Origin of the sequence: Bacillus sp. SDLI1 (genome assembly GCF_001553895.1) — a bacterium.
GTDB classification, from domain to species: Bacteria; Bacillota; Bacilli; order Bacillales; family Bacillaceae; genus Bacillus; species Bacillus siamensis.
Map to the genome: position 1 here is coordinate 830,365 of NZ_CP013950.1, position 18,663 is coordinate 849,027.

The 18,663-nt window shown below is 44.9% G+C and carries 22 protein-coding genes and 1 pseudogene; 5 read left to right on the top strand and 18 right to left on the bottom strand.

The annotated features are described in order from the left end of the window. Window positions 1-2: 2 nt before the first annotated feature. Both AUL54_RS03525 and AUL54_RS03530 read right to left on the bottom strand, forming a co-directional pair. Window positions 3-1,022: a MoeB/ThiF family adenylyltransferase gene (locus AUL54_RS03525; RefSeq protein WP_060962906.1), complete on the bottom strand. Its 1,020-nt coding sequence runs from the start codon at window positions 1,020-1,022 to the stop codon at window positions 3-5. Between the two features lie 51 nt (window positions 1,023-1,073). Further along, window positions 1,074-1,676 carry a molybdenum cofactor guanylyltransferase gene (locus tag AUL54_RS03530; RefSeq protein WP_060962907.1) on the bottom strand — a complete coding sequence of 201 codons (603 nt, stop codon included), beginning with the start codon at window positions 1,674-1,676 and terminating at the stop codon, window positions 1,074-1,076. Between the two features lie 144 nt (window positions 1,677-1,820). Here AUL54_RS03530 and AUL54_RS03535 point away from each other — a divergent pair, with 144 nt between their 5' ends. After that, a complete protein-coding gene (locus tag AUL54_RS03535) occupies window positions 1,821-2,792 on the top strand; it encodes a coiled-coil domain-containing protein (RefSeq protein WP_060962908.1) in 972 nt (323 codons plus the stop codon). A gap of 24 nt (window positions 2,793-2,816) precedes the next feature. On the opposite strand, the gene rok is transcribed toward AUL54_RS03535, so the two are convergent. Then, window positions 2,817-3,413, bottom strand: a complete 597-nt coding sequence (rok, locus tag AUL54_RS03540; RefSeq protein WP_060962909.1) for a transcriptional regulator Rok — start codon at window positions 3,411-3,413, stop codon at window positions 2,817-2,819. 468 nt (window positions 3,414-3,881) lie between these two features. After that, window positions 3,882-4,340: a TlpA disulfide reductase family protein gene (locus AUL54_RS03545; protein ID WP_060962910.1), complete on the bottom strand. Its 459-nt coding sequence runs from the start codon at window positions 4,338-4,340 to the stop codon at window positions 3,882-3,884. Between the two features lie 295 nt (window positions 4,341-4,635). On the opposite strand from AUL54_RS03545, the gene AUL54_RS03550 reads away from it, so the two are divergent. Next, window positions 4,636-5,442 (top strand): mechanosensitive ion channel family protein, encoded by an 807-nt coding sequence (locus AUL54_RS03550; protein WP_060962911.1) that lies wholly within the window; start codon window positions 4,636-4,638, stop codon window positions 5,440-5,442. A gap of 33 nt (window positions 5,443-5,475) precedes the next feature. On the opposite strand, the gene AUL54_RS03555 is transcribed toward AUL54_RS03550, so the two are convergent. From AUL54_RS03555 to fadH, 14 genes and pseudogenes are all read right to left on the bottom strand, one after another. After that, a complete protein-coding gene (locus tag AUL54_RS03555; RefSeq protein ID WP_013352084.1) occupies window positions 5,476-5,721 on the bottom strand; it encodes a YkuS family protein in 246 nt (81 codons plus the stop codon). A 60-nt stretch (window positions 5,722-5,781) separates the two neighbouring features. After that, on the bottom strand, window positions 5,782-6,906 hold the full coding sequence (locus tag AUL54_RS03560; protein WP_060962912.1) for an N-acetyldiaminopimelate deacetylase: 1,125 nt from the start codon (window positions 6,904-6,906) through the stop codon (window positions 5,782-5,784). A gap of 70 nt (window positions 6,907-6,976) precedes the next feature. After that, window positions 6,977-7,687: a 2,3,4,5-tetrahydropyridine-2,6-dicarboxylate N-acetyltransferase gene (gene dapD, locus AUL54_RS03565; RefSeq protein WP_060962913.1), complete on the bottom strand. Its 711-nt coding sequence runs from the start codon at window positions 7,685-7,687 to the stop codon at window positions 6,977-6,979. Window positions 7,688-7,768: 81 nt separating this feature from the next. Further along, window positions 7,769-8,224 carry a flavodoxin gene (locus tag AUL54_RS03570; RefSeq protein WP_060962914.1) on the bottom strand — a complete coding sequence of 152 codons (456 nt, stop codon included), beginning with the start codon at window positions 8,222-8,224 and terminating at the stop codon, window positions 7,769-7,771. A gap of 26 nt (window positions 8,225-8,250) precedes the next feature. Then, window positions 8,251-9,144, bottom strand: coding sequence for a WD40/YVTN/BNR-like repeat-containing protein (locus AUL54_RS03575; protein WP_060962915.1), 894 nt, complete (start codon window positions 9,142-9,144; stop codon window positions 8,251-8,253). Further along, window positions 9,134-9,607: a flavodoxin gene (locus AUL54_RS03580; protein WP_016936300.1), complete on the bottom strand. Its 474-nt coding sequence runs from the start codon at window positions 9,605-9,607 to the stop codon at window positions 9,134-9,136. Before AUL54_RS03580 ends, AUL54_RS03575 begins: the two co-directional genes overlap by 11 nt. Window positions 9,608-9,718: 111 nt before the next feature. After that, complete coding sequence (gene ccpC / locus AUL54_RS03585) at window positions 9,719-10,600, bottom strand: transcriptional regulator CcpC (RefSeq protein WP_060962916.1); 882 nt, start codon at window positions 10,598-10,600, stop codon at window positions 9,719-9,721. Window positions 10,601-10,739: 139 nt separating this feature from the next. Then, window positions 10,740-11,183, bottom strand: a complete 444-nt coding sequence (cbpB, locus tag AUL54_RS03590) for a cyclic-di-AMP-binding protein CbpB (protein WP_060962917.1) — start codon at window positions 11,181-11,183, stop codon at window positions 10,740-10,742. 143 nt (window positions 11,184-11,326) lie between these two features. Then, window positions 11,327-11,518, bottom strand: a complete 192-nt coding sequence (gene abbA, locus AUL54_RS03595) for an antirepressor AbbA (RefSeq protein WP_013352076.1) — start codon at window positions 11,516-11,518, stop codon at window positions 11,327-11,329. A 140-nt stretch (window positions 11,519-11,658) separates the two neighbouring features. Then, window positions 11,659-12,177, bottom strand: a complete 519-nt coding sequence (locus tag AUL54_RS03600; RefSeq protein WP_016936302.1) for a ribonuclease H-like YkuK family protein — start codon at window positions 12,175-12,177, stop codon at window positions 11,659-11,661. 124 nt (window positions 12,178-12,301) lie between these two features. Then, entirely contained in the window at window positions 12,302-12,541 is a 240-nt protein-coding gene (locus tag AUL54_RS03605; protein WP_003154613.1) for a YkuJ family protein, read from the bottom strand. Between the two features lie 445 nt (window positions 12,542-12,986). Then, window positions 12,987-14,207, bottom strand: coding sequence for an EAL domain-containing protein (locus AUL54_RS03615; RefSeq protein ID WP_060962919.1), 1,221 nt, complete (start codon window positions 14,205-14,207; stop codon window positions 12,987-12,989). Between the two features lie 133 nt (window positions 14,208-14,340). Further along, window positions 14,341-14,825 (bottom strand): annotated as a pseudogene (locus AUL54_RS03620) (hypothetical protein). 114 nt (window positions 14,826-14,939) lie between these two features. Beyond that, entirely contained in the window at window positions 14,940-15,704 is a 765-nt protein-coding gene (gene fadH / locus AUL54_RS03625) for a 2,4-dienoyl-CoA reductase (RefSeq protein ID WP_060962920.1), read from the bottom strand. Between the two features lie 143 nt (window positions 15,705-15,847). Here fadH and AUL54_RS03630 point away from each other — a divergent pair, with 143 nt between their 5' ends. The 3 genes from AUL54_RS03630 (at window position 15,848) to AUL54_RS03640 (ending at window position 18,648) form a co-directional block, all read left to right on the top strand. After that, the gene (locus AUL54_RS03630; protein WP_060962921.1) at window positions 15,848-16,711 is read left to right on the top strand and encodes a metallophosphoesterase; all 864 of its coding nucleotides are present in this window, start codon (window positions 15,848-15,850) and stop codon (window positions 16,709-16,711) included. A gap of 74 nt (window positions 16,712-16,785) precedes the next feature. Further along, window positions 16,786-17,280 carry a L,D-transpeptidase family protein gene (locus AUL54_RS03635; RefSeq protein ID WP_095240832.1) on the top strand — a complete coding sequence of 165 codons (495 nt, stop codon included), beginning with the start codon at window positions 16,786-16,788 and terminating at the stop codon, window positions 17,278-17,280. Between the two features lie 75 nt (window positions 17,281-17,355). Further along, complete coding sequence (locus tag AUL54_RS03640; RefSeq protein WP_060962922.1) at window positions 17,356-18,648, top strand: MFS transporter; 1,293 nt, start codon at window positions 17,356-17,358, stop codon at window positions 18,646-18,648. The last annotated feature ends 15 nt before the right edge of the window (window positions 18,649-18,663 follow it).

The window sequence follows — 18,663 nt, forward strand, 5'->3', positions numbered from 1 at the left end:
TACTACAGTCCGATCACTCTGGCCAGAACTGAATTTGCTTCTTTGATGTCATTTGTACCGTGAATCAGAGCCCGTCCGTCTTGAAAAATAACGATTCTGAAGCGCTCGTATGCCATGTGCAGCAGAAATTCATTTGCTTCGACTTTGCCGATCTGCTTCAGACGTTTGACGAGCTCTTCTTTGTCCAGCCTCTTTAACGCTTCCGATCTGATTTGAACGGTGTCTCTTCCGCACAGCACGCTTGCTTTCGGCCTGTTTTCAGGCTGCAGGTACGGGTATACGGGCTCCGCGCCGCAGGAAGGGCAATGATCCCGTTTGGTCTGATCCACATTTACGCTCATATTGGTGTTATTCCACACATCAAACGTAAAAAAGCGCCGATTGACCGCTTCATGGTTACCTGTCAGCAATTTCAGCGCCTCAGCCTGCTGATAAGCAGAGACGATATGAACCGCCGGAGGTATGATGCCTGCTGTATCACATGTCGCTCCGCCTACGGGTATTTGCTCAAACAGACAGGATAAACACGGCGTAACCTCAGGGATAATCGTCATACACATCCCCTGACTGCTGACACAGGCACCGTAAATCCAAGGCGTTTTCGTTTTCAGCGCCAGATCATTGATGACCATTCTCGTTTCAAAATTATCTGTCGCATCCACGATGCAATCCGCTTGTTCGATCAGCGGTTCGAGCGTTTCCGCCGTACCTTCGGCTGCATAAGCATCTATATGTATGTCACTGTTTATCGCCAAAAGACGCGTCTTTGCCGCCACGGCTTTCGGCAGGCGTCCTCTCGCGTCTTCTTCTGTATACAGCTGCTGTCTTTGTAAATTGCTCCATTCCACATAATCCCGGTCAATAATCGCCATACGGCCTGCTCCGGCTCTTGCCAGCCCCTCTGCTGCGGCTGTTCCGAGGGCCCCGGCCCCGACAATCAGGACACTGCTGTCAGCCAGCGCCTTCTGCCCTTTTTCCCCTATCGGCTTAAATCTTGTCTGCCGCGAATAGCGCTCTTCCATCTGTGTTGTCCCCTTGCATTTTTATTTCCATCATACCATGTTTCCTCACCATCAGTCCTGATGTGAAGACTCGATAAGCGCCAAAAGTCTGGCGTAATCATCCCGGGTGTTGATATTGACGAACTCTTCCGGCCCGGCGCCGATGTCTTCAGCCTGAACATAACAGACAGACAGATGTTTCAGCGTGTCTGCCATTTTCAGCTTGTTTTGTGCCAGCTGATCAAAAAGCACCTCTTGCACCCGTTTATGATAAACCGCCAAGAGAGGCTGCGCTCTGTTTTCACAAATCGGAATGACAGCGTCCACATTTCCGGTCAGCTTCATTTCAAGCGCTGCCATGGTCTTTCTAGTCACGAGCGGCGTGTCACAGGATATGACCGTGTATGTTTCGCCTTCCGTTTGTTTCATTGCCGTATATATGCCGGCCAGCGGCCCCATTCCCCGAAACTGCGGCACATCGGCAAAAACATGTCTCTCTTTGTTTGCTAAGAACCTTTTTATATGTTCAGGGCGGCTGATCATCACCGTCTCTCCGCAGCCGAAGGCTTTTTTCGCCTGTTCATAAAACATGCCGCCCTTCCACTTTGCAAAAGCTTTCGGTTCCCCGAACCTTCGGGAAGCTCCCCCTGCTAATATTACATTCACCCGTTTCATGTCATCTCTCCCCATTCTATATAAAAGCATAGCAAACGCCTCAGCCGAAATACAATATTACAGTGCTTGTCAGTTTAATTAAGAGGAATAGCCGTCTGTCCCATCCCATATTGTAGTGTTAACATCATGAGGGAGATGGTTCTTATGAAAATATCAGGTCCGTTTTTCCACGACACTTCTCAAGAGAACCTTTATTTGAAGTCTGAACTTTCGAGATGCAGAAAACTGATTTCTGAGTTTGAAGCAAGCTACTTTCATCAAAAAAACAATAAGCTTCAAGAGGAAAACGCTAATATTAAAGAGCGGCTTCACAAGCTTACTGACGAACTGGAAGCAATGGCTCAAAAACACAAACAGACAAGTAACACGGAACGGTCTCTGCATGAAATCAGGGCCGGGCTGCTCGATAAAATCGTCATTCTGCAAGAACTGCTGCAGAAGGAAACGTTTCGGCGGAAAAATGAGATGGAAGAAAAACACCGTCTCCATCTTACGAATGTAAAATTTGAAGAAGAAAATAAAAACTTACATACCCGTATCCGCTCACTTGAGACCGCCATGGAAACCGAACAGACTGCTCACGAAGATACGAAACAGCGTTTTCAGGCTGCTGCAGAAGAAAATATCCGGCTGCAAACACAAATGACAGAAAAAGAATACCAGCTCAAACATATTAAAATAGAAATTAATCATATGAGAGATCGAATACTAGAAACAAAAGAACGGCTTGTAGAAATAGAAAAAACGAAAGAAAAGTTATTTCAAGAAACCATTCTCTCGTACAAAAGGCAGCTGGACGAAAGTGATGCTTGGATTGCCGGCCATTTTGCTGATATTGACAGCCGGACGGCGGAACCGGCAGAAAAAGAGCTGGAACTTCCTTCCGCTGCGGCCGGGACTGTTCAGGCAGAAGACTTGCTTAAAGCGGTCACCGAACAAGTCATCTCCCTGCAAAAACAGTTTGCACAATCAGAGTCCCGTGATCAGTCGTTTGAAGAAAAGCTCGACGCGTTGAAAGAACGGGCTGATGAAGAAAAACCGTTCCAGAAATATGTCGTCAAGCTTGAAAAAAAGGCGTTAAAAGATACGCGGGACAACGCAAAAAAAACTGCTTGAGTAACGCAAGCAGTTTTTTACTGTTTATTCAGCAGCCGTATCATTTGCCGTTTCTTCTGTTTCCTGAGAAATTTCTCCCTCAAGAATATATTGGCCGCGGTATGGTTTTTTCACTTCCGGATACATTTTAATTAAACTTTGCATAAACGTTGTCATATTAGGGATTTCAAGGCCGCTTTCCTTCTCAATTTCCTTTTGCAGCTCCGAACTTTTGATCGCCGCATTGTGGCGCTTCAATGTTTTAATGGCTGCTTCGCGCAGTTTTGCCGCTTTTGAACCCGGTCTTGCCGTCCCTCTTCTTCTTCTTGTAGAACCGTCCGGAATGCCGGCGGGAAGAGACGTAATAGACTGCATTTGCGACTGTGAGGATTGAGGCTGTGTCTGCGGCTTTTGGTAGCTTCTCATTTCCTGTGCCGCAAGCTCTGCAAGCACTGGGAGAGAGTCACTTTTTTTCTCCGGACGAAACTCTTTTTTTGTATCGGACAGGCTGCCCGTATTGTCTAATTCTCTCAGTTTTGCATATATTTTATCACGTTCTATTTGATATTCACGAATGACTTTTACCTCTGCCTCGTTCAATTGTTCTAAACGTAAGCGCAGCGCTTCTCTTTCATTAAACATGTGTAAAACCCCCTGTCAAAAATTTAAACGCTTTTATTTAGATATTAGATTACAAAAGTAATTTTATCAACTATTATTTTAGCATTTTACTATTTTATTTACTCTATGAAAAATTGCTTATTTTCTGAAAATGGTACTTTCTATACAAAAACCCTTATCATATAGGGGATTCTGGGCGGTGTTCCATTTTATTCAATCACTTCAAAATATAACTTGAAATTACTTGTTTAATGAAAATTAGCGTAATATCTACAATTTTCGACTATAATATGTAAAAGCTAAAGATACGGAGAAAACATGCGATACAGCGTGTTTTCTCCTGTTTTTCTTCATTTTCGTTTTCACTCCGGCTCAACAATCATGCACGTCATTTTGGAATTTTTTATCCAATAAGCACAAAAAAACCCTATTACCTAACGGCAAAGGGTTTGCAGAACCGAGACAATAGTCCGATGGAGATTGTCCCAATTATTCAGAAGCATGCTCCATTTCTGAAAGTACGCGGCTGACGCGTTTTTCAAGCATTGTCATCCCGTCTCCTCCCGCTTGAAAATGACGGAGCTGTCCGGTTTTATCAAAAACGTAATAAGCCGGCACATATTGATTCTCAAATGCTTCAGTCAGCGTATGGTTGCTGTCCACGTAAATCGGCTGAGAGATATCGTGTTCAGCCGCTGTTTCCTTGATTTTCTCAAGGTCAAGATCATCTTCGGAACGGGGCATATGAACGGCTGCCACATTCAGCTGATCTTTATATTTATTACGAAGCCCGTTCACCTCAGGCATCGCTTCTTTACACATGCCGCAGCTGACGGACCAGAAGTGAATCAATACCGGCTTGTCACCGATCAGCTGTTCCTTCGTGACTACTCCGTTAATCCAGGCTTTGGCGCCTGTCAATTCAGGCATTTGCTGATGTAATTTCATCTGATGTCCCTCCTTATGAAAAAGATTTGTGAGCTTTCGTCCGCACTCTCATTTCGATCGGGCAACATCAGGCTGTTTTCCCCTCTAAAGTAAATGATTTGGCTGAACTGCCATGTTAAAATGAGAGCGGAGAATCTTTAGTTAATATCTTCACGAAAATAATGAGATTGAAACCGTTCAATAGAAAAAATCATAACGGTAAATAACTGATTTCTATTAAAAGGTTTATTCTATTGAAAAACGGGTAAATAACTTTTAGCTTTTTCTGCAATAGACTTGAAAGGAAGACATCACTATGATTGATTTAAAACACTTTGATTGGGCCGGGCTCATCACTTCTGCGGGGATTATCATCGTCAAGCTGGCACTTATTATTTTAGCGTATTTTATTTTCAGAACGGCAGGCAAAAAGCTGATTAAACATCTGTTTCAGAAATTCGAGCAGCAAAACAACCTCTCCACGGGCCGCGCTTATACTTTGCGGAGTCTCGCGCTGAATTTGTACGGATACATACTGATTTTCGTTTTCATCGTCATGATATTGGATTTATTTCACTACAATCCGAGCGCTCTCATAGCAGGCGCCGGCGTGGTCGGTCTTGCAGTCGGCTTTGGCGCTCAGGGGCTTGTCAGTGACATTGTCACCGGATTTTTTATCCTTTTGGAAAAACAGATCGATGTCGGTGATTATATTACGGTTGCCGGCTACAGCGGCATTGTCGAGCAGGTCGGGCTGCGTACGACGCAAATCCGGAGCTTTGACGGCACGCTTCACTATCTTCCCAACCGGGGGATCACGAATGTGAGCAACCATTCCCGCGGAACGATGCAGGCGCTTGTCGATATTAAGGTGCCGCTTGAAAAAAACCTTGATGAAACCATTCAAGTCCTGCAAAACGCCTGTGACAAAGCAGCCCTTGAGCTTCCGCAGATTAAGGAAGGACCGGACGTTATCGGGGTTCAGGATTTAAGCACATCAGAAATGGTCATCAGAATCATCGCCAAAACAGAAAATATGGAGCAATGGCGGGTTGAACGCGTGCTGCGGAGAGAAATGAAAATCGCGCTCGACCGTTTGAAAAACGCCTCTTCTGCCGAATAGAAAAACCGAAGCATAAGCTTCGGTTTTTTCTTTTTAATGAAATTTTTTTTCTACTTCGCTGCAGATTTCGTCAGCTGTCATTCCGGAAGCCGTAATGACGGGAGCCTGAGTTGACGTATCGGCAATGCCTTGGACATTGCTGTCAAGTCCGGTTACGACACAGCAGTCACAATCCTTCGCATCCTCAGGAGTCTTCATCATCACTACGTCATATCCCTTTTGTTTTAACGCCTGTTCTACATCCGATAAAGATTGTTCAATTCCAATTTTTTTCGTCATATTGAACACCTCCGTTACGTAGAATGCTCAATTTTTGTTAGATTATTCTTCTTTTCGGATTTAATTGGCATACTCCGAAAAATATCCGACCATGACATTTACTGCGGTTTCCATCGCAGCTTCATCCGGATTCAGCTTTGCGTGATGAAGCCCGTGGGAAGAATCGGCACCGAGCCAGAACATGAAGCCGGGATATTTTTTCAGCATATACCCGAAATCTTCTCCGGTCATCGCTTCTTTCGCCGTCTTCACTTCTGCAAGATGATGATCACTGACAAATTGCATAAATTCTTCGGTCAGGCCGCTTGTATTATAAACTTGATGATAAACGGACGGGTACGTGACCTTTCCTTTACAGCGGAAGCCGATTTCAATTCCTTTGACGAGTTCTTCAATCCGCTTTTTCACCATATGCATTGATTCTTCAGAAAGCGTCCGGATCGTTCCTTCCAGATGAGCACGCTCTGCGATGATATTTTGCGCCGTGCCTCCGGTAATCGTTCCGACAGTAATTACCGCGCTGTCAAGCGGGTCCGTATTTCTGGATATGACCGTCTGCAGCTGCGTGACAAGCGTACTTGCGGCGACGACCATGTCATCTGCTGTATGCGGATATGCCGCATGTCCGCCTTTCCCCTCAAGGTCGATGACAAGCTCGCTCGTATTTGCAAACAGCAATCCGCTTTTGGTGGAGATTGTGCCGACCGGCAGCTCAGGTGCTATATGGAGAGCCGTGATCAAATCCGGCGTCCATTTTTTCAGCACATCGCTTTCAAGCATCGGTTCCGCTCCGCCCGGTCCTTCTTCAGCCGGCTGGAATAAAAAGAGCAGATCATGCTTGACCGGGTGATGGACAAAATGATCAATAATGCCGAGCGCGATGGTCATGTGCATATCGTGGCCGCATGCGTGCATAAAACCGGGATGTTCAGATGCAAACGGAAGCCCCGTCTGTTCTTCAATCGATAAAGCATCTATATCCGCTCTGTAGGCGAGCATTTTTTCCGGAGCCGTGCCGTTGACTTTGACAAAGATGCCGGTTCTCCACGTTTCGATTTCAATTCTATCTTCCGGATATTGTTTTAATATATTCAGCAGGTACTGCTGTGTTTTATATTCCTGAAAGCCGATTTCCGGGATGCGGTGCAGATCTCTCCGGATTGCTATGAGCCGCTCTTTTTCCATATGTATTCCTCCTTAAGATAAGAATAAGGCGTGGATTTTATCATCCACGCCCATTCTATCAAACCATTCCTTACAGCTGGCGTAATTCCTGTTTGATTTCTGTTTTGCCTTTTGTTTTTTCATCGATATCTTTGATTTTTTTCGCTGGTGTTCCTGCTACAACGGTATATGGCTCAACGTCATTTACTACGATGGCTCCCGCAGCGACAACCGCGCCTTTTCCGATTGTTACGCCTTCAAGCACAACCGCATTTGCGCCGATGACAACATCATCTTCCACGACAACAGGCTTAGCGCTTGGCGGCTCAATAACGCCCGCTAATACAGAACCCGCTCCGATATGACAGTTTTTTCCGACAGTCGCGCGTCCTCCGAGCACAACGTTCATATCAATCATTGTGCCTTCGCCGATGACTGAACCGATATTAATGGACGCCCCCATCATGATAACGGCATTATCGCCGATTTCGACTTGGTCGCGGATAATAGCGCCGGGCTCGATGCGCGCTTTTACATCTTTCAAGTCAAGCATCGGAATCGCAGAGTTGCGGCGGTCATTTTCAATGACGTAATCCTCAATTTTGTCTTTGTTTTCTTCAATTGCCGCTTTAATGTCAGTCCATTCGCCAAAAACAACGCCGGATTGGCCGTTCAGGAATGTTTTAGCGGAATCGCCAAAGCTGATTCCCTCAAGATTGCCTTTTACATACACTTTTACAGGCGTTGATTTTGTACTATTTTGAATAAATGAAATAATTTCATTTGCATCCATCATTTTCATATGTATTGTCCTCCTCTGATTTTCTACCTCATTACTGTAACAAAGGAAGGATGCAAAAACAAGAAAAAAAGGAACAAGCCTTTATTCTGCCGGCTGTCTGCACAGTGCGGCAAACTGTCTTCCGAATTCCCTGAGCTCTTCTTCCTCGCTGTCTTCAGGGTTGTTTTCAATTTTGACCGATGGCAGCACCACCCGTCCTCCCCGGGCCGTGATCACTTTTTCCAATTCGTCAACCGCTCCGCAAAAAAACGCATAGGACGTATCTCCGGAACCGAACAGAGCAAATGTTTTCCCTGCAAACTCCAGGTTTTCCATATCTTCAGCGATATCGAGCATTTCATCAGGAAGATCCCCGTCTCCCCACGTATATGTGCCTAATAAAATATACTCGTAGTCATTAAAAAGTTCGGCATGGATATCCATCGCTTCATATCTGTCTACAGATGCTTGTGCTTCGATCAGCCCTTTTTCAATCAAATCCGCCATTGCCTCGGTGTTTCCTGACATTGTCGCATAAACAAGCAATACTTTCCCCATCTCCGTCTCTCCTTTATGTATAGAAACTAATGTGCGAGCCGGGCCGCCTCATACGGTCTGACAAACTTACATTCGTAAAGGCCCGCGCAAAAAAAGCTTTCTTTCTGATTGGCCACCCGCCATCCGTGACCGCGGATCGTATCAAACCATTTTAATTCTCCGGCGGCGAAATCAGCTTGGTAAATGCGCGAAAATCCGTTTTCGTCCTGTGCCGAAGTGACATAAATAATACCGTCATCCTCAGAAACGTCGAGAAATGATTTTTCCCGTACGGCGGGCGCGGCTGTAATGGCAAACGCCTCTTGCGTCCGCACGTTTCGGACGGCAACCTCGCCCCGTTCTCCCTTTGCCGCTCCCTTTGCGGCAATGAGCCAGTCCTTCTTGTACATGAGCATGGAAGCCGTCATGCGCTGTCTTTCACGGCTTATACGCCGGATGCGGTCTTCTGTCAGATCATACGCCCAAATGCCGCCATAATTCATATGAATCCGGGTGCCGATATAAATCGTCTGACCGTGCAAACAAAGCGAGCGGATGACAGGCGGCTCCTTTAAATGTGAAAAGGGCTTAGCCACATGCCAAGTGACGCCGAAATCATCAGATAAGTAGAGGCAGTGCGTGCCGTGCGCACAGACAAAACCGTCATTCCGCCCGGCAACGGCCCAAACGGAGGCGCTGGTCGGAAATCGAGATGCCGTCCAGGTCTTTCCCTGATCGGCCGATCTGAGGACGGCGCCTTTTTCCCCCGCCGCGAATATGTAAGGTCCGATGTAAGTCAGCACATGAATCTTGCTTTTCATCCGGTACAGTCTATTCCAGCCTTCTTCTGCAGAAAAATGAAAAATGCCTTCGCCTTTTACTGCGACAAAAAATCCTGAAGACACTGATGCCATGACAGCCGTCGCGCCTTTATGAAACATGGCACCGGTCTCCTTGGTGAGCAGCCCATGCAAGAAAACCGCGGACAAATTCTTTGCAGCATTCCTGATCCTCAGCCGTCTCAGGCGCCAATTCGATTTTCAGCGTTTCCGGATATAAATTGGCTCCGGCCTGTTCAAACGCATCGCAAAACAGCGTAACCGCTTCACAAAACTTCGGATAGGCGTGATCGCCTGAACCGAAACAAGCCGTTTTCAGTCCGTTGAGCTGGCGGTGCAGAATATCTTCATAAAAATCTTCCGCTTCGTAAGGAAGATCACCATCTCCCCATGTGTACGTGCCGACAAAAACATAATCATATGCTTCGAGACAATCTGCATCTGCCTCATCCATGTCAAGACAGTCAATTGCAATCTGATGCTCGCTCAGTGTTTCTTTTATAATGCCGGCAATATCCTCCGTATTCCCCGACATGCTTGCGTATATCATTAATGCTTTCTGCATATGATCACCTCGTAATTGATAATGATTTTCATTAACATATACATTACTTTAAATGATAATGATTTTCATTGTCAATAAAAAATAAAAAAAGACAGCCTCATTGCTGTCTTTCTAAAAAGGGTTCTCCTGCTTCAGCATATCTTTGATGACAGAAACGAAAGCCTGCACCTGTTTTAATTCAAATGCCGGCTCATAACCGAGCAGCCATGTGTCGCGGCCGATCGGATGATCCTTTGCATCAAGCAGGGGCATTTTATTTACTTTGTCTTCCTCAGCTAAGGTGACTGACGGCAAAATGGCATAACCGATTCCGTGCAGCGCCATCTGCTTGCACGTTTCAATCTGATCGACGAGGATCGTCTGTTTCGGCGAGGTTTTGAATTTTTGATGCCACCAATGCTGAATTTCCTGAAAATATGTACTGTCACTTTTGAACTGGATAAACGGCCGGTCGGTATGGGCTATATCATCAATGCAGGAAATTTCCGTATCGACCAAATATAAATGATCGGTCATTAGATATTCTTTTCGGCCTTTCCATTCCGGATTTCCCCGGATGATGCCGATATGTACCTGATCTTCATACAGACTTTTCAGCATTTCGCTGCTCCATCCTGTAATGAGGGAAACCTTTGCATTCGGATAACGCTCCACATATGTTTTTAACACTTTCGGAAGCCAGTGCTGCCCGATAATGGAGGCGACGGCAAGCTTCAATGTACCGTGAATTTCCCCTTCAAGTTCATCAATATTTTCTCTTATTCTCTCTTGCCGGTCCGTGACATCATTTGCAAATTGTATGATTTTTTCTCCTGCCGGCGTTACCGTGAGTCCTTTTTGAGATCTTAGAAAGATCTTTGTTCCCCAGGCTTTTTCAATGGTCTGCAATCGCTGGGACAGGGCCGGCTGTGACACGAATAACCGTTCGGCAGCCTTCCTCATGTTTAATTCCTCAGCTAAAACTACGAGCATATGAAGCTCTTGAAGCTGCATGTCGTCCTCCTTTTCAATGCCTTTTCGTATTTCTTATCTACCATTCTAATAAAATAAAGGCTGCCGAAGCAAGTGCAACAAATATGTATGCGCTTTCTTTTTCTGACATACAAAGAACAAATAGGCTGATCGTACGAGCCTACTTATTCAATGACCTGAGATGGCTGCTCAGCTGCTTTAATACGACTCTTCTCGTAAAGATGCCTTCAAAGACACCTTCATCATTTTCAACGCAGACAAAGCCGTTGTTAATGACCATGCTGAACCCTTTGATAATCGGATCATTGATGTGGAGACGGGGAATGTCTTTCAGCATGACCTCCTCAACCGTCATTTGATCCAGCTTCTCAAACTCAATCCGCTCAAGTCCGAAAATGCTGTTCATAATCATATTTGTGCCGATCAAACCATGCAGACGGTACGAAGCGTCAAGGACTGGAATAGCGGTATAGCCGGTTTTCGTCAGCACTAAAAGAGCATGCTCAAGGTTGTTTCCGACTTGTACGTGCGCCACTTTATCCGCCTCGATCATAAATTGTCCGACTGTTGCATCAAGAAGCTGATCTGATTGTAAGCTAATCATGTCACTTCGACCCCTTTACATTTTTCATCAAAACATGTATTCCCTATATCGCCATAATATAAACATTATCATTTTTTGTCGAAAAGTTTCCGTCAATAAAAAAGATACTCTTTGCAATCGAGTATCAATTTTTAGGCCGCTGATTAATTTTCATTCCGGAAACGGTCATAAAGCGTTACGAGTTTTTTATAAGTGGTTCCATCAACGCTTTTTGACCCTGCTTCTATATCGTTGATTTCGCTGGTCAAAAGCTCAATGGCATATTCATGATTGATCAGGATATTCAGCAGAAGTTTTTGTTCTTCTTCCGTAAATCGTTCACCGATAAGACTCATACGTAATCAGGCCCCCTATTTTTAACTGAATACCTCTGAAAGCAAGTTGATATTTGCTTTCAGCTCTACCGCTAGGATAAGTAAACAGAAAAAAATCGTCAACCGCATAATTCGACAATTTGCGGATTCTGTATGACATATTATTTTGTGTAACGATTGGCATAACTGAATGCTGTGCAGGAATCGGGCTTGATTTTCGCTTCAATGCCCATCGAGGTAATACGGCCGGTCATTTCTTGTATCAATTCTTTTGTCAGCCCTTTTTGGCCGATATCCAAGTGCACTTCAAATGTAAGATCCGCTCCTTCATCAGCGAAAGGCAGGAGCAAATCGGTAATTTCCATGAAACGTCCGTCGAGGATATGCGCAGCCATCTCCTGGCTGAATGCGGTTTCCAACGAAATTTTTTCGCGAAGGCTATGTATCGGTCTGGCGAGATCGTGATTTTTCAAACAGCCCCAAGCTCCCTTGCCTGTACGGTGCAAGTGTATAGCCGTAATAAACTTCGTGAAGTCGCGGTAAACTTGTGAATCAGTCCCCACAGACAGCACGTATGCTGATCGGGGGTCTTTATTGACAAAGCGTTTCAGCCGCTCCATCACGTCTTGAAAGGTCATCTGTGCCTCAGAAAGATTATAAAACAGAAAAGAATCAGCCATGTACGGACACTCCTCTTTCCAAAATCTACAACCAAACGAACGAGCACGGTTCCTTTGCATGATTTAATAAAGCTCCGCTTGCTAAAAGACGGGAAGCTTGGTCAGCCTGAAAAATCAAACCAAATTACTGAAGGAGCTCAAAAATTTCAATAGAAATCATGTCAATGTTATCAAACGGATATGTGTTAGGTTTTTCACCTTTTTGGAAAACCGTCAGCTCAAACGTTTGATTCTTTTCAAAATATTTAACACTGCATATTTTCTCACCATTTACTTCGAAGTAACGCTGCATCGGCTCATTAGCCGCTTCGGCTGTTTCTTGCAGACTTTGCAGCCGTGTGATGATACCCATTAATTGTGACATTCTAAAAAAAGACTCCTTTCAAAAAACAACTTCAAATCAACAAGTATTTATTATAATACAAGTTCTACAGAGCATCATACCATAAAGTAGACCGGGATGGCATTTTCCCGCTGGATTTTCAATAAGAAAATAAACGGGAAAACCGTGTTTTCGAATAGTTTGAAGCTTTTTTCGGAATGTCATACACCTTTTATAAATGATTTTTCGCTTTTTGAGCCGCCATTGTCAGATATATGTGAGAAGGAGCCTTTTTATGCGCAGGAAGGCATAAAAAAACTTGGCGGGGGTAGCGCCAAGCTTTTTCGGATCTTGATCTGATAGAGGGGTTGGGGAACAGAGAGTAACTTCTCTCTATAACTAAATGATAATGATTATCAGTATCATTGTCAATCGTTTTTTATAAACTTTTTCACATTTATAAAAAAAGCGGCCTACAGCAGCAGCTTTATAGTAATCCGTCCTGTTCATATAAATAAGAGTAAGGCAGATCGATAAATAAATACATATTGTCATCCATCGGGTATGAAAAGGTTCTGATCATCTCACCCGTTTCAATATCACTGTACAGGTCACTGAAAAAGCCTTTTCTTGAATTACGCATTTTCATGATGTTTTCTAGAAAGTACGGACGCCAGCTCCAGTTTTTCTCCCTATATTCAGGCTGATAAAGCCATTCGCCTGATTGCTTGAACACATTTCCCGTCAGCTGATAGCCTTCTTCATCACACATATAAATTCTGAAACAGCAGTCCGTCAGGTTTTCCGCCAGTTTCTTAATAAACTCATCATCCGCCTGATGGGTTTTCTTCAGCTCGGACACTGCCTGATTGACCCGCTTATAAAAATTCTCAGAGTGTTCGTATACTGTCTCCAGCTTCTTTTTTTCTCTCGTGATAAATTGCTGAAACTCCGTTTTCAAGCGTGCTTTTAACAGGCTCCGGTCTATAAAATCGCCGCTCGGCGCCTGCAGATAATAGCCTTGAAAAAATCGGCCTCCGTTTCTCCATGCGTACTGGAGCTGGAAATCAGCTTCTATATCTTCATACAGCAGCGCGGCGCCGATTTTTCTCGCCAACAATGAAATGCTGTACAGCACATGCTCATATGATGGTGACGGCTGAGATACCTTCAGCGCCTGCAAATCTATTTTCAGAAGGTCCGGTGAAAGGAGCGCGATTCTGTCCAGGTTGCTGCTCTCCTTACCTATATTGTCCACTGCGATTTTAATGCCGTATGTACGATAGTAGGCAAGCATATGGTACAGCTGTTCAATGTCGCCTTCGAAATTGTGCTCGGTGATCTCAAGCACAATACGGTTCAATTCAATGCCCTGCTCTTCGTATTCTTTCAAAAGCTCAAGAAAGCTTTCGCCGTGGTCAAGCATCAATACATTCGCATCCTGATTGATAAAAATCAACAGATCACGATCAGCTTCTTTAAACCTCTCCAGCGCCTGCCTGATGACTCTGTCATCGACCTCAAGCTTATATTCTTCCGGAATGCCGGAATCTAAGAAAAACGGCCCTAGGCTCTCAATCTCCGTATCTGCCAAAATCCGGCCAAGCACTTCGTAGCCTGCGACTCTTTGTTCCTCAGCGTTAAAAATCGCTTGGTAATACGGAATGACATCATCAATATTCGTCAGTATATCAAGTGGGTCCAACATGTTATCACCTGCTTCTCTATCTTTGTCTGATTATACACAATTATATCAGCACCACAAATGTTTAGATTAGGGGAAAAGGAGGGAGTATGGCAGCAGCTTAAAATAAAAGGGGGAACATTTTTAAGATCACTCTTTAGACCGATTCATTAAGGACGTTATTCATTTGTTTCACAATCACAAATAAAAGGATAAATATAAGAGCATTATAACCGGCAGCTGTCCAAAAATAATGGCTCCAATCAGTTCTGTTATATATCCAATCATCCTCATGTTCCAACTGAAAGAAAGTTCCTTTTTTATCTAAAGTGCCAAATTTATTGGCATATACGTATAATCAGATAAAATTGTTTCCGCCAGCTTAGTTGGCAGAGACACATATACTACAGCCGATGTATCGCCTCCGAGCCCACTCAAATACTCCCTGGCTTTAATAAATTTCGTTTCATCAGGAAAATCGATGTGATATAGCTTTTCAAATCTGATTATTTCATCAGATGTAAGATTGGTATTTTGATAATACTGTGGAGTAAAAGCACAAATCATAAAGTACCAAATATTAAAGATGATAACTAAACTGCTTAAAAATAGTACAACGAACCATTTTAATAATTTCTTCAATTAATCGCCCCTTAATCTTTCAAAATTATATCATAATTTTGAATAGAAAATAAAACAAGCGAACGGCCGGCTTTGGCGTTCGCTTGTTTTGCAAAATAGTCAATATACGAAAAATTAAAACGGATAAGGATTCAGCCACTGCCCGCCGTCCATTGTGATACAATCCCCGTTTATGTAGGACGCTTCATCAGAAAGCAAAAACGCTGCCAACGCGGCGATTTCTTCCGGTGTGCCCAGCCGGCCAAGCGGGACACTGTTCATAGTGCGGGACATTGCTTTTTCCGATTCAAACAGCTTTTCCGCACCGCCTGTTCGTTCAATCGGGCCTGGGGCTATCGCGTTTGTGCGGATGCCGTATTTGCTCCCCCATTCAACGGCCAGCGTTCTTGTCAGTGACAATACCCCCGCTTTGGCTGCAGCGGAATGAACGACCCCTGCTCCCGCTCCCCATGCGTATGTGGCGGCCATATTCAATATGACACCCTTCTGCTTTTGCTCGATCCAATGTCTTGCCGCAGCTTGGCTGCAAAAAAAAGTGCCGTTTAAAACAATCTCAATAACCGCTTTCCATCCGTTGGGCGTCAGCTTTTCTGCCGGGCAAATAAAATTACCGGCCGCATTGTTAATCAGCGCATCAAGCCGGCCAAAGACTTTTACCGCTTCTGTCATCATGTCTGAAGCGGCGGATTCTGAACGGACATCCATTTGAAAACAGGCGACCTGTCCCTCAAAGGTCTCAATTTCTTTTCTTGTTTCCTCAAGTGCTTCCTGGTTCCTCCCCGTCACCATGACGTGCCATCCCAGTTCAGCCTGTTTTTTCGCCATGGCTTTTCCCATGCCGCTTGAACCGCCTGTAATGATTACCGCTTTCTTATCCATAACAACCCCACCCCTTTTATTGAATGAATAATCATTCATAATTCTATCACAGATGGCTCTGCCCGTCATTACATGCTGAGAAGGGATTTTCCGGCCAAGCTGATGATATAATAGAAAAACTCTGACAAAGGTTGGTTTTACATATGGAGAAAATGACGAGAAGAACATTTTTAAAAAGAGGATTCGGCATTTTTGGCACGGTTCTTGCGACGGCTTGCGGAGGCTACGGCTATGCCCGGTATATTGAACCGCGCATGATTGAAATCACTCGGCATACAATCACCAGCCGCCTGATTCCACGCGGATTTGACAATTTTAAAATCGTTCAATTCAGCGATACGCATCTCAGTGACGTGTTTACAGCCGAAGACTTGAATAAAACAGCGGAAAAGATCAATCAGCTGAAGCCCGATCTGCTTATCTTTACGGGAGATTTAATTGATAAGCCGCATTTATATCATGATCATCAGCATGCGCTCGCCGTGCTGCAAAGGCTTGAAGCTCCTTTCGGCAAGCTTTGTGTATACGGAAACCATGACCACGGAGGCTATGGCACGAACACGTACAAGACCCTGATGGAAGCAGCTGATTTTCAAGTGCTTCGAAACGGCTTTCGTCAGGTGCAGCTGGCAGATGGAAGCCGGATTGAACTTGCGTCTTTGGATGATTTAATGCTCGGAAAGCCAGATTATGAAGGCACTCTATCCCGTCTTTCCGAAGATGCGTTTTCCATTTTACTCGTTCACGAGCCGGATGCCGCACTCAAGATCGGCGGACATCCCGTAAACCTGCAGCTGTCGGGACATACTCACGGCGGTCAGGTGCAGCTTCCGTTTTTCGGGCCTCTCATTACGCCCCCTTACGGAAAAACGTATACCGACGGCATGTATTCGCTGCATGACACAACCGTTTATGTCAATCGCGGGCTCGGTACGACAAGGCTGCCGTATCGATTTTTAGCAAGACCGGAAATCACGCTGTTCACATTGAAAACCGCACAAAAATAAGACTTTTATCCCGATGCGCAAACAGCCCCTCCTTAATATGTATATGGAAAAGAACAAAAAGGAGGGTGATGAAACTGCTGACCTATCAAGTGAAACAAGGAGAAACCATCTCAAGCATTGCGCAAGACTTCAGAATAAGCACGGCCGCTCTCCTTCAGGCAAATCCCTCAATCCAATCGGTCATTTATGCGGGACAGCATATTATCATACCGAATCTTCCCGACCCATCCACTATTCCCTATTCCATTGTCGTGTATATCGGAGCGAAGAAACTGGAGTTATACCGCCTTGGCAGGCTCATCCGTACGTATCCGATCGCAGTCGGAAAAATATTGACGACCACGCCGACCGGAGAATTTTACATCGTGAATCGCCAGCCTAAGCCCGGCGGTCCGTTCGGCGCTTATTGGCTCAGCCTCTCTAAGCTCCATTACGGCATTCACGGGACAAATAATCCTTCCTCCATCGGCAAAGCGGTATCAAAAGGATGCATCCGCATGTATAATCAGGACGTCACTGAACTTGCCGCTACCGTCCCTAATGGAACAAGGGTGACGATTATAAGATAGAAAGATCTCATTTGTTTATGGAACGAGCTGATGATAATATATTACAGTGGGACCTTTAGGGTAAGGAGCGTGTTTATGGATATATTTAAAAATCGCAATTTTGTCCGTTTATTTTTCGCAGCACTCGCTTCTCAAATGGGAACGACTGTAGGTAATATGGCTTTCGCTTTTTACTTGCTGGATCGCTTTGCCAACCAGCCGGCATACACGACTTTGGCAGAGCTCATGTATTCGCTGCCGACAGTTTTCGTATTTCTGATTGTCGGTGTCGCAGCTGACCGGCTCGACAGGAAAAAGGTCGCAGAAAATTGTGACTGGATCAGGGCGGGACTGACGATCGTATTGTTTGCGGCATTATACAGCGGGAATATTCCTCTCGTGTTCTGCATTTTGTTCATCAGAAGCGCCGTGACCAAGTTCTTTTTCCCGGCAGAAGCCAGCCTTGTACAAGCTATTCTGCCTAAGGAGCATTATGCGAAAGCAGCGGGGCTTAACCAGATCCTGTTCAGCATCTTTATGGTATTCGGCGTCGGTATGGGTGCGTTTATGTATAAAACGATCGGTGTTCACGGAGCCATCATCCTTGATTTTGTCAGCTTTATTGTGTCAGGCTTTCTGATCCGCGCCTGCCGCATTCCGATAGAAGCCCGTCAGCCGAACGGCCCTTTTAAATGGGGAGATTCGTTTCTGAAAGACTCGGTCGCTGATTTTAAAGAAGGGATCGTATATATTATTAAAAACAAATTGCTTGCTTCTCTTATTTTCGGCTTTTTTATTTTTGGATTTGTCAACGGCGGCTTTGCCGTACTTCCGATGTTTACGATGAAATACGGACTAGCGCCCGATCATTACGAATCACACACTTCCATCTTCACCGTCGCACTCGGCTTCGGTTTGCTTGCCGGAAGTGTGATCGGAACGATGATCGCAAAAAAAGTCAAACCGCATCATTTGATGTCGCTTCCGATTTTGGCTGCCGGACTGCTCATTTTTGTCCTCGGCTATACGGATCAGCTGTGGATTTATTATGCGGCGGCTTTTGTCCTCGGCATGTGCATCGGCCCTGTCAATATCGCCATCGGCGGCTGGATGCCGAAAATCGTTCATCCGAAAATAATGGGCCGGGTCAGCGGCTGGCAGGATCCCTTTATGATGTTTGCCCAATCGATTACACTCGGACTTGTCGCCCTGTTATTCCCGAAATTCGTTTCCAATATTGATTACCTTTATTACGGCATGGGAATCGTGATTTTGGCGGTATTTGTGTTCTATTTTATCGCCCTTCCGAAGTACAGCGCCGAGGCGGCGGAAATCGATGTGCAGCAATCATTAAAAGCTGATTCTGAAAAACATGCAAATCCTGTCTAATAAAGGAAAAAAATG